Below are 14,038 nucleotides of genomic sequence, written 5' to 3'. Positions count from 1 at the left end.
TTTTGTTGTTTTATAAAAATCAAATATACATATTTCTAATTAACTCACCAGAGTCTTTCTTCGAATCAATAACGTTAAACCCAATCATTTTATTTTGTATTTGGGTAATTAAATCTTCAGAGATAGGTTTACCGTCATTCCATTCGGTTATAGATAACCATTCTTGAATGTCTTCTATCTTCTGTTCGTATCTGTGCGCCAAAGTTTCATCTATATTATGAATGTCTTTAAAATCATCAGTACAATTATTAATGATATTTAAAACATTTTTAACTTCTTCAAAATTATTTTCTAAAACTTCGTTGCGAACTGCCACTACAAAACATGGCCAAGGTGTAGGGCAATCTCCTAGGCGTCTAAAAGTATTGTTATCTACTAAAGGTTTTGTGGTAAAATGCTCCCACATAAAGTAATCTGCATCTCCCTTCGTTAGTGCATTAATACCACCTTGTAGGTCGCCAACAACTTTAAACTTTAGGTTATCAATATCCCAACCGTTATTGTGTGCGTTTACGATTGCCATTAAATGAGAACCAGATCCAAAACGGCTAATTGCTACAGTGGCATTTTCTAAATCAGCTATTTTTTTAAATTTTGATTTATCACCAACATGAATTCCCCATATTAAAGGGCTCTTAACAAAGGTTTGTGTTATTTTAGAAGGATTACCATTAATGATATCTTTAATAATTCCTTCGGTTAATACAATAGCAATATCTACTTCGCCAGAGCGTAGGGCTTTGCACATTTGCCCTGTACCACCAGGAAAATCTTGCCAACGTAAATTAATACCTTGGTTTGTAAATTCTTTATTTTTTAAAGTAATATACCAAGGATAATTAAAGTGTTCTGGTACACCACCTACTTTTAAGTTTAGCATTATCCTACTAATTTATCTAATGTATATGTAATTAAATCGGCCACCACTTTACCAGGGTCTTCACTAAAAGTACCATTAGCTCTGTTTGCAATTATAGCATTCATAGAGGCCGCATTATGGCCTAATAATTTTGATAGACCATAAATAGCAGAAGTTTCCATTTCTAAATTGGTAATTCTGTTTTCATTATGGTTAAAGCTATCTATTTTTCTATTTAAATCTCCATCTTGTAAAGGTAAACGTAAAATACGACCTTGTGGCCCATAAAAACCTCCAGCGGTAGCTGTGATTCCTTTAAAAACGATACCAGACATTAATTTATCTTCTAAGCTTTTTCCGTTTGAAACAACCAGTGGATATGATTTTTTAGTACTCCAGTTAGTTTGCGCAATAAAAGCTTGCTCAATTTCTGGATGCGCTATTTCTGCTGTTTGATATGATAACAACATTCCGTTTAAATCGATCGCATGAGAACTTAATAAGAAACTATTTACAGGAATATCATCTTGTAAAGAGCCCGAAGTTCCGATACGTGTAATATTTAATTGCGTATGTGTTTCTTTTATTTTACGTGTTTTTAAATCGATGTTAACCAAAGCATCTAATTCATTTAAAACAATATCAATATTATCAGGACCAATTCCGGTAGAAACCACGGTTAAGCGTTTTCCTTTATAGGTTCCTGTAGTTGTTTTAAATTCACGTTTTTGAGTTGTAAACTCAATGGTGTCAAAATGTTGTGAAACTTTATCTACACGATATTGATCGCCAACAAAAATAATATCGTTAGCTAGGTGTTCTGGTCTTAAATTTAGATGATATATGCTTCCATCAGGATTTAAGATAAGCTCAGAATTTTGAATATTCATTTATGATGTGATTTTTAGCAGCTTATTTGTAGTGTTTACATATAAGTAGCTGTATTTTTTAGCCCCGCCAAGATACGAAAAATCAGAACGTATTTTGCCATAATAATTTGTTTGTTGATGCAATACTTTTTTACCTATTTTATTTAGTTTAATAGGGTTAAAAGAAGTGAACATGTTTTTTAATTGATCAATTTTATTGAAATATTGAGAATCGGCAAATCCGTAGTTTTCTTGTTTGATTAATAGCTTGTTAACCAATTGTGTTTTGCTTTCAAATTGATTGTTGTTTGCCGTTTTTAAAATACTATTTTCAATATGATTTAAACCATTTTCAATTGATGGAAAGCGAAGTAAATGGTTTTTTATGGCTTCTTCTAAGTAGCTAAAAGTATTATTTTTGTCGAGTTTATAAATGTTTTCTAACTGTAACGGACTATCAGAACAATATAATTGCCAAATATAATCGGCATATTCAATGTCATCTTTCGTTAAGGTAATCTTGTTTTTATAGTGTTCTTGTAGTTGATTTTTTGAGAGTTCTGATAAGCTTACTAACTTTTTTTGAGTATTTAATTTTCCGCTACAAACTAATGATATTTGTCGTCCTTTTCGGTAATGTTTTAACCAGCTAATTACAGCAAGCATGTTTACTTGACAAAATAAATCATGCTCAAACCAAAGTATAATTTCGTCTTGAGCTTTTTCGTTACAAAGGTTGCGATATTCTTTTAAAGTATTATCGATAAACTTTTGTTTTGAAACTTTATAAGATGTTTTTAGAAACTCGAAACGTATTTTCCAGAAACTTTCACTACCAACATCGGCAGTAGTTTTTCCTTCACATAGCATTTCTCGCCATGTAATAACTTTACCTTCAAAGTTTAATTCTTCAAGTCTTTTAGTAGTAAAGTCTCCGTTTGTAATATGTAATTTAGGGGAAATCATATTTAATGGGATTTTAGTTGAGTATTTAATTTTCTATATAATAACGCTCATTTGATAACGTTATTGTTAATTGGTTGATTTTTTAATACTTAGCTAATATAAAAGCAAAAAAGTCAAGAATTTAAATTCTTGACTTTTTTTACTTTTAACCTCCAACGCGTTTTACATTAAAGCCTTTATCTTTTAAAATTTGCATTATTTTATCACGATAATCTCCCTGAATAATTATTTTATCGTCTTTAAAACTGCCACCAACACTTAGCGTTGTTTTAATTTCTTTTGCTAATTTTTTAAAATCTTTCGTAGCACCAGTATAACCATCTAAAATTGTAATAGGTTTTCCTTTGCGTTTCTCATATTTACAAAGTATTGGATCCTCTTGTAACCAAATTTCTGATTTCTCTTCTTTTTTTACTTCCGTTTCTTTATGTTCTGGAAATAAATTTTTTAATTGATCGTGTAAATCCATTGTACTATTTTTTCAACCCTAATTCACGTAAACGCTCATCTAAAAATTCACCAGCAGTAATATCATCAAATTTCTTCGGGTTGTTTTCATCGATACAATTTTCTAAAACATCTAATTTCATTTCAGAAATAGGGTGCATAAAAAACGGAATTGAGTATCGAGAAGTTCCCCAAGATTCTTTTGGCGGATTGGTAACTCGGTGAATAGTCGATTTTAATTTATTGTTACTGTGACGTGATAGCATATCGCCAACATTTATCATTAATTCATCAGGTTGTGCAACAGCATCAATCCAATCTCCTTTATGATTTTGAACTTGTAATCCTTTTCCTTGAGCACCCATTAATAAAGTAATTAAATTAATGTCTCCATGGGCAGCAGCTCTTTCAGCTCCTTTAGGCTCTGATTGAATAGGAGGGTAGTGAATAGGACGTAAAATACTATTCCCATTCTTTATATAATTATCAAAGTAAGTTTCTTCTAAGTCTAAATGTAATGCTAAAGAACGCAATACGTATTTTGCTGTTTTTTCTAACATTTGATAGGTTTGTTTACCTACTTCGTTAAATTTTGCAAGTTCCTCAACCGTTACATTATCAGGATATTCGTTTGCATATTTAGAAGCAGCATCTACATATTGTCCAAAATGCCAGAATTCTTTTAAATCTCCTTCTTTTTTTCCTTTAGCACTTTCTTTACCAAAAGATACATAACCTCTTTGGCCGCCAATACCCGGAATTTCATACTTTTCTTTTACGTTTGTAGGTAAGTCGAAAAAGTTTTTTATTTCAGTATATAAATTATCAACTAATTCATCGTCTAAGAAATGACCTTTTAAAGCCACAAACCCTATATTCTCATAAGCGTCACCAATTTCATTGATGAATTTTTGTTTTCTGCTTTTATCATCAGATAAAAAGTCTGCTAAATTTACGCTTGGAATTTTATTCATTGTTAATAAGTTTAATTATTCAGAGTGTAAAGTTAATGAAATCAACTGTAAGCTCTAAAATTACTTATTAACAAAAGGTATTAAATATGAGATTGTGTAATTGAAACCAAAACCAGTGTTGCTTTCAAATACGCGATTAAAACCTGGAGCATACAAGGTTTTAAAGTTCTTCTGATCATCTAAACTTAGCATTATTTTATAAGAAAAGCCTGCGCTTAAAAATAAATTTTTAAAAGTCTCAACCTTTATACCTAATTGAAATTCAGTCCAATGAGCAGTTAAACCTGTTTCTGTAATAGGAGTTTCAATAGTGTTAGACGGAAAATAAGTGCTTCCTACATTTGATTGATAGCTGTTTAAAGTCTGATCGAAAAGAGCAAAACCATAACGCATACCTACATAAATTTCGTTATTCATGTCTAACCAGTTTTGGTAGGCATTAAAATTTGCACCAAGTCTTATAAAGCTTCCTTTTGATGTTGATTTAGTAAAGTCTTCAAAGGTTATTTCCTCTTCATAGCCAAGCTCGGTAGCTATATACCATTTTTTAGAAACACGATAATCAGCGACCAATTCTAAACCGCTATAACTTTTATCAACGATTGCTAATACAGGTCGGCTAATATCAACACCTAAACGTAATCCGTAACCAGTTTTATATGTTATACTATCTTTTTTCGCTTCTGATATTTCTTTTTTTTGTGAATACCCATTTGCATAAATAACAATCAAACAGAGACTAATAATATACTTGTACATGCGCGTTTGTTTGATTATTAATATTTGAAATTGTTGAAGTAGATAAATTATTTATCCAACCTGTGTGTTCTAGATTTACATCTTTAAATACAACTCTAAAACCACAAGAACGAGAAATATAATCATCTTCAGAATCATATTTTATAGTAAGTGTTGCTGTTTGGTTTGTAGCTTTACTACCATCAATATTATTCATTTTAAGTGTGTAAACAGTTTCTTCAGATAAAGAATTTAACGGAATAGCAATACTATCTGTAGTTCTATTTGTAAAAAGGCTGTCTGTTTTTCCTTGGGCTATTATAGAAAAACGTTCCACTTGTTTTAGTTGAAATACATCGTCTTTATCATAAAAGCGCAAAACTAAATTAGGTGTTATAGAATCTTGAACACAGAAATCATCCTTTTCACAAGATGAAATTCCTATCAAACAAGTAAATATAATAAAGAGGTATTTTTTCATTTAAGATTTATTTTTCAAATAAAACAACGGTTTCTATATGTGCTGTATGTGGAAACTGATCTACTAAACTAATTTTTTTAATAAAGTAACCTGCCTGCATTAGTTGTTCCGTATCACGTGCTTGCGTTGCTGGGTTACAAGATACATAAACCATTCTATCTGCATTTAAGTTGATGATTTTGGTTAATGTTTTCGGAGCAATACCTGCACGAGCTGGATCTAAGATAATTGTTCTAATTTTATTCTGATATTGTGGGTGTTCTTTTAAGAATTTACCAACATCGGCAGCATAAAATTGTAAACCTTCTATGTTGTTTCGCTTTGCATTTTTCTTAGCATCTTCAATTGCTGATGCAACAATATCAACACCAACTATTTTTGCATTTTCGCTTTTTGATGCTAAAATTTGACCAATAGTTCCGGTACCACAAAAAAGATCCATTACCACAGTATTGTCTATAGCCTCTTTATTTTCTAAAGCATAATCAACAACTTTTGTGTATAATTTTTCGGCAGATTTAGGGTTTGTTTGAAAGAAGCTTTTCATACTAATTTCAAAATTTAAACCTAATAATTCTTCTACAATTTTATCTTTTCCGGTAACTAATTCTATACTTCCAGATGTAGCTATTGTTCTATCACCAACTTCATCATTTATAGTATGTAATAAACCGGCTAAACGATCACCAAAAATATCTTTTAACAATGCAACAAAAGCTTGCATATCAAATTTAGGTAAGTCGTAAGATGTCGTTACTAAATTAAATAGTAACTCGCTTGTTTTGTGAGATTTACGAACTACAAAGTACCTAAAGAAACCTTCTTTTTTAGGTCCGTGCCAAGGAGTTAAACCGGTTTTTTCACAGTATTCTCGAATTACCTTTAAATTATCCTCAACTTGAGCGTCAAATAATCCAGAATCTTTATCTAAATTATCTCCCATCCACCAAACTCCGCGACGTTTAAATCCTAAGGTAAAAAAGTCAGCATCTGTTTTATTTTCTCTGTCGTAACCAATAGCCGAAAAACCATACTCCATTTTATTTCGATAATGAAATACATTTGGTGAAGTAATAAATTCATCAAACAAGTCCTCAATATTTTCAACTTTCCCTATTCTTTGAAATAAGGATAAGGTGCTTTCTTTTTTATATTGATGTTGTAAATCGATTGGTAATTGAATATACGGAGCACCAGGAATGTCTTGAAACGGAACTTCAACTTCATTTTCAGAAGGTTCTAAAACATCAATTAATTTTGCTTCGGCATATTTTTTACTCGATTTACCAATTTGAGCTTTTACTAATTGCCCTGGTAATGTGTTAGGAACAAAAACAACAAAGCTTCCTTCTTCAGAATGAATTCTCGCAATTCCTTTTCCGCCGAAGGCATAATCTTCAATTTTTAATTCTAAAACTTGATTTTTTTTAACAAACTTATTTCGTTCTCTACGTGGCATTGTAAACTATAATTTATGGATTGCAAAATTATGAAAAGATATGGTTTGTTGATACAAAAAAGACTACTCATTTGAGTAGTCTTTTTTTTGAAAGAAATATGTTGTTTAATTTCCTGCTTCTTTTTTAGCTTCTTTAACCATTTTTTCATTTGCTAAAATCGCAAACTCCACACGTCTGTTTTTACTTCTACCTTCAGATGTTTCATTAGAAGCAATAGGGTCTTGAATACCTAAACCTTTGGTTTCGAATCTTGTGATGTCAATTCCCATTTGTGATAAATAGTTTTTTACAGAACTAGCTCTTCTTGCTGAAAGCGCCTGATTATATTCTGCTTTACCAGTAATATCTGTGTAACCATAAATAACAATGTTTGTGTTTTTATAGTTATTAAAAACAGGTACTAATTTATTTAGGTTTGCTTTAGCTGATGTTGTTAAGGTAGATTGATTGGTGTTAAATCTAACAGCATTTTCACCTAAGGTTAACATAATTCCTTCACCAACTCTTTCTACTTCTGCACCAGGTAATGCTTTTTCAATTTCACGGGCTTGTTTATCCATTTTATTACCGATAACTCCACCTGCAACTCCACCAATAACGCCACCTAATACGGCACCTAATTCAGAATTTTTTCCGCTTCCTACATTGTTACCAAGAACAGCACCTAAAAGAGCTCCTGCAGTAGTACCAATAGCAGCACCTTTTTGAGTGTTGTTGGCATTTTTAACTGAGTTACAAGAAGTAATAACACTACTAGTTATAACTAATGCGAATAAACTGTATATAATTGTTTTTTTCATGATGTAATTTTTTTAAATTATTTTCTTTGAAATGAATATTTTATATTTTTAATCTCGCTAGCGACATTAATTTTATCAACTAGATCGAAACTTGTTTCTGTTACATTATTAATACTTAACACAAAACCAGTGTTAACTTTTTTTGCCTTGTGGTCATTAATTATTTTTAAAACAAATTCACCACTTTTATTAATATACCAAGTTATTGGAGAATTAAATTCTCTACAAGAAGTAGCTTGATTATTAAGGCTCATTTGACCTTTATTGTTATTAGAAACAAAGCTCCAATTACTACCAATAAAACATTTAGAATCTTCTATATTAAATGAATTTACTTTTAAATAGTCTGAACCAGGAAAGTTAACTGAAGTCATTATCCAATCTCCTTTAAGCATTCGCTCCGTTTTTCCATCTAACTTAGTATTTACGACTGAAGTAGATTTACAGCTAATAAATAGCACTGAAGCTACTAAAATTGTTAAAATTTTTTTCATGTTCTGTGTTTTTAAATATGATACAAATTTAAAGCTATTTTATTGTTATCAGTGATTCATCTAAAATTAACTTTAACTCATTTAAGATACTTTGATTCTTGTAAAGTCGCTAAAATTTAATAGTTTTGTTTTTTAGGGATGATTTCTTTCCCACGCTGCTTTTTCAAAGTTTATAAATATAAGGTTATACAATACTATTGAAAGAATAAAGGTAGAACAGGAATAGTTTTTTATGAATTAAAAATTATTTTAAAAATGGCTGTTTTAGACCAATTAACTTCGCAACAAGCGATTGAATTAGAGAGTAAATACGGAGCACATAACTACCACCCGTTACCAGTAGTACTTAGTAAAGGTGAAGGTGTACATGTATGGGATGTTGAAGGTAAAAAGTATTACGACTTCTTATCTGCATATTCTGCAGTAAACCAAGGACATTGTCATCCAAGAATTGTTGGAGCAATGGTAGAGCAAGCAAAAACATTAACCTTAACTTCTCGTGCATTTTATAACGACATGTTAGGTAAATATGAAAAATTTGCTACCGAACTTTTTGGTTTCGATAAATTATTGCCAATGAATACAGGTGCAGAAGCGGTAGAAACTGCTTTGAAATTATGTAGAAAGTGGGCATATGAAGTAAAAGGTATTGATGAAAATGATGCACAAATAGTAGTTTGTGAAAATAACTTTCACGGGCGTACAACAACTATCATCTCTTTTTCTAATGACCCTGTAGCGCGTAAGAACTTTGGACCTTACACAGATGGGTTTATTAAAATAGAATATGATAACTTAAAAGCTTTAGAAGAAGTTTTAGAAAGTGATAAAAATATTGCAGGTTTCTTAGTAGAGCCAATTCAAGGTGAAGCAGGTGTATATGTGCCAACCGAAGGATATTTAGCAGCGGCAAAAGCATTATGTGCTAAGCATAATGTGCTTTTTATTGCTGATGAAGTACAAACAGGAATTGCAAGAACAGGTCGTTTATTGGCTACTTGTGGTAATTGTTCATGTGCAGATAAAAATTGTTCTGGTGAACCAGAAATAAAAGCGGATATTTTAATTTTAGGAAAAGCACTTTCAGGAGGCGCTTATCCAGTTTCTGCTGTATTAGCAAATGATAACATTATGAATGTTATTAAACCAGGAAACCATGGTTCTACTTTTGGTGGTAATCCAGTTGCAGCGGCTGTTGCTATTGCTGCCTTAGAAGTTGTTCAGGAAGAAAATTTAGCAGAAAAAGCATATACTTTGGGTGAGATTTTTAGAACAGAATTGTCTGAGTTTGCAAAAGGTAATGATTTAGTAAAATCGGTAAGAGGTAAAGGGTTGTTAAATGCTATTTTAATTAACGATACTGAAGATAGCTCTACTGCTTGGGATATTTGTATGAAATTACGTGATAACGGTTTATTAGCAAAACCAACACACGGAAATATTATTCGTTTTGCGCCACCTTTAGTAATGACGGAAGCGCAATTAATGGAGTGTATCGATATTATTAAGACAACAATTTCTGATTTTAAAAAATAATTTTTTAGAATCTTAAAAATATAAAAAAGGAACGATTTTGATCGTTCCTTTTTTTTGTGTTCTTGTTTTCTAAAGGATAAAATAGGTCTTATAATTAAAGACAAAACTGAATAAATAGACTTAGCCCCGATTGTAGTGTTTGTTTGAGCTCCTCGCAGAGAGCGAGCACGGAAAGCGGGAAATAGCTTCCAAAAAAATATAAGAGCTTTATAGTCTGTTTAAACTTTAATTAAAGTGTTTTTTTAATATTCAAACGTCATGCTGAATTTATTTCAGCATCGCATAAAGTTAATAAATAAGCTAAGCTAAATTAGGATGCGAAACTGAAATAAATTCAGTTAGACGGATTCGGTTTTCAGCTATAAAATGTTTTTAAATGAAATTTAAACAGGTTCTTAAATATTACTTCTCCATTTCGTACACGTTTAAATGCTTTTTTAAAATACCAGAAGGAGTGTTTTTCGTTTCATCAAAAATTTGGGTATCACCAAATAAAATAAAACTTTCTTTGGCTCTAGAAACGGCCACATTTAACATGTTTGGCTTGTTGTCTTTTTCAAAAAACATAGTGCCTTCATCTTCGTTAGAATATACAGAACTGAACAATATAATGTTTCGTTCAGCGCCTTGTAGAGCATGTACGGTACCTAGCTTAATGTTATTTACCTTAAAACCAGCTTCGGTTAAAGCTTTAGATAATTCGCCTTTCTGACTTGCAAATGGCGTGATAATACCTAAAACACTTTCGATAGTTTCAATATTATAGGCTTCTTGTATCTTTTCTTTATTTTGTTGTAACCAGGTGATAATGGCTTTTACTTCGTTTATATTGCAACGACTGTTAAATTTACGTTCACTAAAGCCTTCTACATGGTACGCCATCATTGATGGGAAAACTTGAGTGTCTTTAGCTTTTCCTTTCATAGGTTTTAAAATACCGTTGTAAGCAAGTTCGTTACAAAAACTAATAATTTCATCGTTACATCTTCGGTGTTCTAATAACACCAATCCTTGTTCTTTTTCAGTAGCTAAAGGTGTTTCGAATTCACAGGCATTTTGCGCCATTTTCATAATGCTACCACTCGATGCTAAAAAGCCCATTTTTGTTAAATAATCTTCATCATTTTCATTTTGAAGCATGTTTAAACTTGTTAAATTACCAACGTCAATTTTTTGAGGAATAGACCAAATAGGTTCAATTTGCTTTAAATCGCCTATCACAAAAGCTTTTTGAGCCAATGAAAATACAGGGATACTAACTTCGGGAGTTACCTGACCAGCTTCATCAATAATTAAAAGATCTAAAAAATTGTATAAAGGAAGATATTCGAAAATAGGTTTTCCGTTTTCATCTTCTCCTTGAAATTGACTGTATAAAAAATGACTCGGTGCCATATAAAAAGTAGCCACAAAACAAGGTGTTAACATTGCTCTGCGTTTCCATTTATTCTTAATAGCATTTTCTCCTGTTCCTTTTTCGGTATTATTTTCAAAGGCATCTTTTGTAGCTAGTAACCAACGCGCTTCCCAATAATGAACTGCTAATAAAAAAGCTTTATGACGTAACTCCATATCAATCTCATCATAAAAAAAACGTTGCGAATTGTCTTTAGAGCTGATTTTTTCATATTCATTGGTCCACATTTGTTCTTCTGATACAAAAGGAAATCCTTTAATTTTATTTTCAGCTTTCCAGTTTTTTAATTTTAGATTTGCTTGTAGCGCTAAATTTAAATTAGCGATGCATTCTTTAATAAAAGCAATTGTTTTATCGTTACTAGAAATGGTATCTTCAGTGATTTTAAAAATAAAATCCTGACTGTTTTCAGCAATATCGGTTTTGAAATATTTTTTTACTTGATCAATAAAATCGGCTTGTTTTGTGGCTGATTTTAAATTGGTAAGTACAGTTCGCCATTCTTTAAGACTACCTATTTTAAAAGCGTCTTTTTGAATATAATCTGTTTCGTTTAAAAGAATGTTATTAATGTAATTGATTGAAGTTATGTAATCGGCAGAAAACTGAACTCCGTCAATTAATGTATCTTCAATGGTAATGATCTCGTTTTGTAATGCATCGCAAACATCTTCTAAAGAATTTGTTTCTGCATTAAAATAATTGCAATAGTTTGTTAAAAAGTAATATTCGGCTTCGTTTAGGTATTTTTCATCTTCTAGATTGCATAAAGTGCCTTCATTACCAAACATATTTCCTTTTAAGAAATTGATATTTTTTAAGGCTTTTTCACTTTTAGAGTTAGAAGGCAAATAGGTTGCGTATCCGTTAAAATCAGGAATCCAACGCGCTGCTAATTCTTCCATCGAGCTTTCAGAATTAACAAAACTATCAATAATATTGGTAACTGCTTGGTTGTTGTTAGAACAAGCTAAAATTACAGGAGCATCTTGCCCTGCAATTGCCGCTTTTACAAATTCGGTTGCTACTAAACTTTGTAAAAGTGTTGTTTTTCCGGTTCCTGGAGGTCCGTTTACTGCAGTAACAGCATTTTCTTCGGCGGTTAAATAAGAGAGCAACGTTTTACGCTGACTTACAGATAACGGGAACTCATTAGACATTTGACCTAAATGCAAATGATTGTAATTTAAAAAACCAGTATCGGTAACAGCTTCTATTCTTTTTTTTGCAGTAGGATCTATTATTTTTGATAAAATTGGTAATTCTTCTTCGTTCTTCAGCAAGTTTTCATATAAAAACAGAATACTCTTTGCTGTTGAAATTTTAGAACTGATGGCAAAATAAGTAAGTTGATATTGTGTGTTATATCTTTCTGCTTGATAGTTATTTAAATTACTGTTGGTTATTGCCGAAAAAATATCATTTATATAATCCCAATATTCCCCCCACGAAACAACGTCTTCTTCATATTCAGTTTCTGGAGATTCAAGTTCTTTGGCATCTAAAATAGTGTCTATTTCAGAAAAAATAAAATCATTTTTAACATCGGCAACTGGCGTTAAATAATTACGAACAATTAAAGGAAACAATTCTTTAGGAGCCGATAATTGCCCTGAGCGATTTACAACGGCAACAATCCAAAAAGGATGAATGTGACGTTGCTTAAATTTAAGATTATCCGTTTGGTATTCTAAATGAAAAGGAGAAATAAGTATTTTGGTTTCTTCAACTTTATACCACTTATTACTATCTTTTTTGGTGATTCCTTTTAAACGATTAATACGTCGTTCTTCTACATCTAGTAATTCATTTGCTTGTTTAGAGTTGATGAGCGCATTACTTAAATCTGAAGATTGTTGGTGAAATAAATTCTTGATTTTAGAAATATCAATAGCTAGGTTTTCACTATCAGATAAGCTGTTTTTGTAATATTGTAACCAGTTTTTTTCGTTTTCCATGCGCTGAATAAATCCTGAATTTATAGATTGATAAGGAAGGCGAAAGTAGTATAATTATCAACTTGAAAATTACTAGGCTTCGTCTTTTTATCAACCAAAAAATCAACAAGTTTTTAACTGATTCGTATTTAATGAAATAACAAATTGTTTTTTAAAGCTGAAAAACATCTAAATTATTTGTTCGAGTGCAGTCGAGAAATTACAGGTTCTTAAAAAAAAAATAGGTTTCGACTGCGCTCGACCTGAAAGTAAATGAAGTAAAGTTGAATACTTTTATCTAATAGTAAAATTCTATTTACTGTTGCGCGTAATAATGATAATCTTTAATAACGGTATCTATAAAATCCATCGGGTTTTGATCAGTAGTAATATTCGTTAACTCCTTAACTTTTATATGTAATTTCATGATTACTTGATGGTTCCTTTTTCTTTTAGCGTTGTTGTACACTTTTTTGATGGTGTGAATATCGCTATCGGAAAGTAAAGTAACCTGTGAGTAAACAGGTGCGTAATTATCGTCAACATCATTTGCGATAGTATCTTTTAAAGTAATTCTTTTCTTTTCAGAAATAACAGTAGTTGATGCAGCTATATCACCTAAACGTTGTCCTTTTCCGTTTAAAAGAATGGTTAAAACAGCCACAGATCCACCAGCTAAAGTAAAATCTACAATACGCAATAACCAGCGTATTAAATAGCTGCCAAATGTTGGTTTAGATCCATCTATTTTTACAACTCTGGTGCTATTAAAATATTTACCAGGTGTTTGTCCGTTCATTAAAACTTCAAAAAATAAACTGTAAAAAAAAGCAGGTAATCCTAATAGCATATATATGCTCATGTATTCCATACTAGGAGCCATATTTAACATTGCCATTATAAAAAACAGGATAATGTAATAACCAGCAATAAATAAAGCGTCTATTAAGTAAGAACCAATTCGGGTAGTAATATGTGCTACATTTTGATTTATTGAAATATTTTGAGCAGTTTCTATTTGAAAATTATCCATGAATTAGTTTTTCAATTTTTTATTGAT

13 protein-coding genes are annotated in these 14,038 nt (G+C 31.1%); 1 reads left to right on the top strand and 12 read right to left on the bottom strand.

The window, feature by feature from the left end:
- Positions 1 to 19: 19 nt before the first annotated feature.
- From H0I30_RS02335 to H0I30_RS02290, 10 genes are all read right to left on the bottom strand, one after another.
- Positions 20 to 880, bottom strand: coding sequence for a substrate-binding domain-containing protein (locus H0I30_RS02335; protein ID WP_218772707.1), 861 nt, complete (start codon positions 878 to 880; stop codon positions 20 to 22).
- Positions 880 to 1,749 (bottom strand): nucleoside phosphorylase, encoded by an 870-nt coding sequence (locus tag H0I30_RS02330; protein WP_218772706.1) that lies wholly within the window; start codon positions 1,747 to 1,749, stop codon positions 880 to 882. Before H0I30_RS02330 ends, H0I30_RS02335 begins: the two co-directional genes overlap by 1 nt.
- Positions 1,750 to 2,694 (bottom strand): DUF1835 domain-containing protein, encoded by a 945-nt coding sequence (locus H0I30_RS02325; RefSeq protein ID WP_370624051.1) that lies wholly within the window; start codon positions 2,692 to 2,694, stop codon positions 1,750 to 1,752.
- Between the two features lie 145 nt (positions 2,695 to 2,839).
- On the bottom strand, positions 2,840 to 3,163 hold the full coding sequence (locus H0I30_RS02320; protein ID WP_218772705.1) for a translation initiation factor: 324 nt from the start codon (positions 3,161 to 3,163) through the stop codon (positions 2,840 to 2,842).
- A 4-nt stretch (positions 3,164 to 3,167) separates the two neighbouring features.
- Complete coding sequence (locus H0I30_RS02315) at positions 3,168 to 4,115, bottom strand: isopenicillin N synthase family oxygenase (RefSeq protein ID WP_218772704.1); 948 nt, start codon at positions 4,113 to 4,115, stop codon at positions 3,168 to 3,170.
- 60 nt (positions 4,116 to 4,175) lie between these two features.
- Positions 4,176 to 4,874: a DUF6048 family protein gene (locus H0I30_RS02310; RefSeq protein ID WP_218772703.1), complete on the bottom strand. Its 699-nt coding sequence runs from the start codon at positions 4,872 to 4,874 to the stop codon at positions 4,176 to 4,178.
- Entirely contained in the window at positions 4,855 to 5,334 is a 480-nt protein-coding gene (locus H0I30_RS02305; protein WP_218772702.1) for a DUF6452 family protein, read from the bottom strand. Before H0I30_RS02305 ends, H0I30_RS02310 begins: the two co-directional genes overlap by 20 nt.
- 7 nt (positions 5,335 to 5,341) lie before the next feature.
- Positions 5,342 to 6,793, bottom strand: coding sequence for a 23S rRNA (uracil(1939)-C(5))-methyltransferase RlmD (rlmD, locus tag H0I30_RS02300; RefSeq protein WP_218772701.1), 1,452 nt, complete (start codon positions 6,791 to 6,793; stop codon positions 5,342 to 5,344).
- A 105-nt stretch (positions 6,794 to 6,898) separates the two neighbouring features.
- Positions 6,899 to 7,594 carry an OmpA family protein gene (locus H0I30_RS02295; RefSeq protein WP_218772700.1) on the bottom strand — a complete coding sequence of 232 codons (696 nt, stop codon included), beginning with the start codon at positions 7,592 to 7,594 and terminating at the stop codon, positions 6,899 to 6,901.
- 17 nt (positions 7,595 to 7,611) lie between these two features.
- Complete coding sequence (locus tag H0I30_RS02290) at positions 7,612 to 8,088, bottom strand: lipocalin family protein (protein WP_218772699.1); 477 nt, start codon at positions 8,086 to 8,088, stop codon at positions 7,612 to 7,614.
- A gap of 255 nt (positions 8,089 to 8,343) precedes the next feature.
- Here H0I30_RS02290 and rocD point away from each other — a divergent pair, with 255 nt between their 5' ends.
- Entirely contained in the window at positions 8,344 to 9,624 is a 1,281-nt protein-coding gene (gene rocD, locus H0I30_RS02285; RefSeq protein ID WP_218772698.1) for an ornithine--oxo-acid transaminase, read from the top strand.
- 402 nt (positions 9,625 to 10,026) lie between these two features.
- On the opposite strand, the gene H0I30_RS02280 is transcribed toward rocD, so the two are convergent.
- Complete coding sequence (locus H0I30_RS02280; RefSeq protein ID WP_218772697.1) at positions 10,027 to 12,999, bottom strand: ATP-binding protein; 2,973 nt, start codon at positions 12,997 to 12,999, stop codon at positions 10,027 to 10,029.
- Positions 13,000 to 13,294: 295 nt separating this feature from the next.
- Positions 13,295 to 14,011, bottom strand: coding sequence for an RDD family protein (locus H0I30_RS02275; RefSeq protein WP_218772696.1), 717 nt, complete (start codon positions 14,009 to 14,011; stop codon positions 13,295 to 13,297).
- Between the last annotated feature and the right edge of the window lie 27 nt (positions 14,012 to 14,038).

The organism is Tenacibaculum sp. AHE14PA (genome assembly GCF_019278465.1).
GTDB lineage: Bacteria > Bacteroidota > Bacteroidia > Flavobacteriales > Flavobacteriaceae > Polaribacter > Polaribacter bernardetii.
Note: the sequence above shows the minus strand (reverse complement) of the source record. Positions and strands in the feature narration are given on the sequence as shown.

Coding starts and splice junctions, on each gene's coding strand:
- H0I30_RS02335 (WP_218772707.1), bottom strand. CDS start 880: ATGCTAAACTTAAAAGTAGGTGGTGTACCAGAACACTTTAATTATCCT.
- H0I30_RS02330 (WP_218772706.1), bottom strand. CDS start 1,749: ATGAATATTCAAAATTCTGAGCTTATCTTAAATCCTGATGGAAGCATA.
- H0I30_RS02325 (WP_370624051.1), bottom strand. CDS start 2,694: ATGATTTCCCCTAAATTACATATTACAAACGGAGACTTTACTACTAAA.
- H0I30_RS02320 (WP_218772705.1), bottom strand. CDS start 3,163: ATGGATTTACACGATCAATTAAAAAATTTATTTCCAGAACATAAAGAA.
- H0I30_RS02315 (WP_218772704.1), bottom strand. CDS start 4,115: ATGAATAAAATTCCAAGCGTAAATTTAGCAGACTTTTTATCTGATGAT.
- H0I30_RS02310 (WP_218772703.1), bottom strand. CDS start 4,874: ATGTACAAGTATATTATTAGTCTCTGTTTGATTGTTATTTATGCAAAT.
- H0I30_RS02305 (WP_218772702.1), bottom strand. CDS start 5,334: ATGAAAAAATACCTCTTTATTATATTTACTTGTTTGATAGGAATTTCA.
- rlmD (WP_218772701.1), bottom strand. CDS start 6,793: ATGCCACGTAGAGAACGAAATAAGTTTGTTAAAAAAAATCAAGTTTTA.
- H0I30_RS02295 (WP_218772700.1), bottom strand. CDS start 7,594: ATGAAAAAAACAATTATATACAGTTTATTCGCATTAGTTATAACTAGT.
- H0I30_RS02290 (WP_218772699.1), bottom strand. CDS start 8,088: ATGAAAAAAATTTTAACAATTTTAGTAGCTTCAGTGCTATTTATTAGC.
- rocD (WP_218772698.1), top strand. CDS start 8,344: ATGGCTGTTTTAGACCAATTAACTTCGCAACAAGCGATTGAATTAGAG.
- H0I30_RS02280 (WP_218772697.1), bottom strand. CDS start 12,999: ATGGAAAACGAAAAAAACTGGTTACAATATTACAAAAACAGCTTATCT.
- H0I30_RS02275 (WP_218772696.1), bottom strand. CDS start 14,011: ATGGATAATTTTCAAATAGAAACTGCTCAAAATATTTCAATAAATCAA.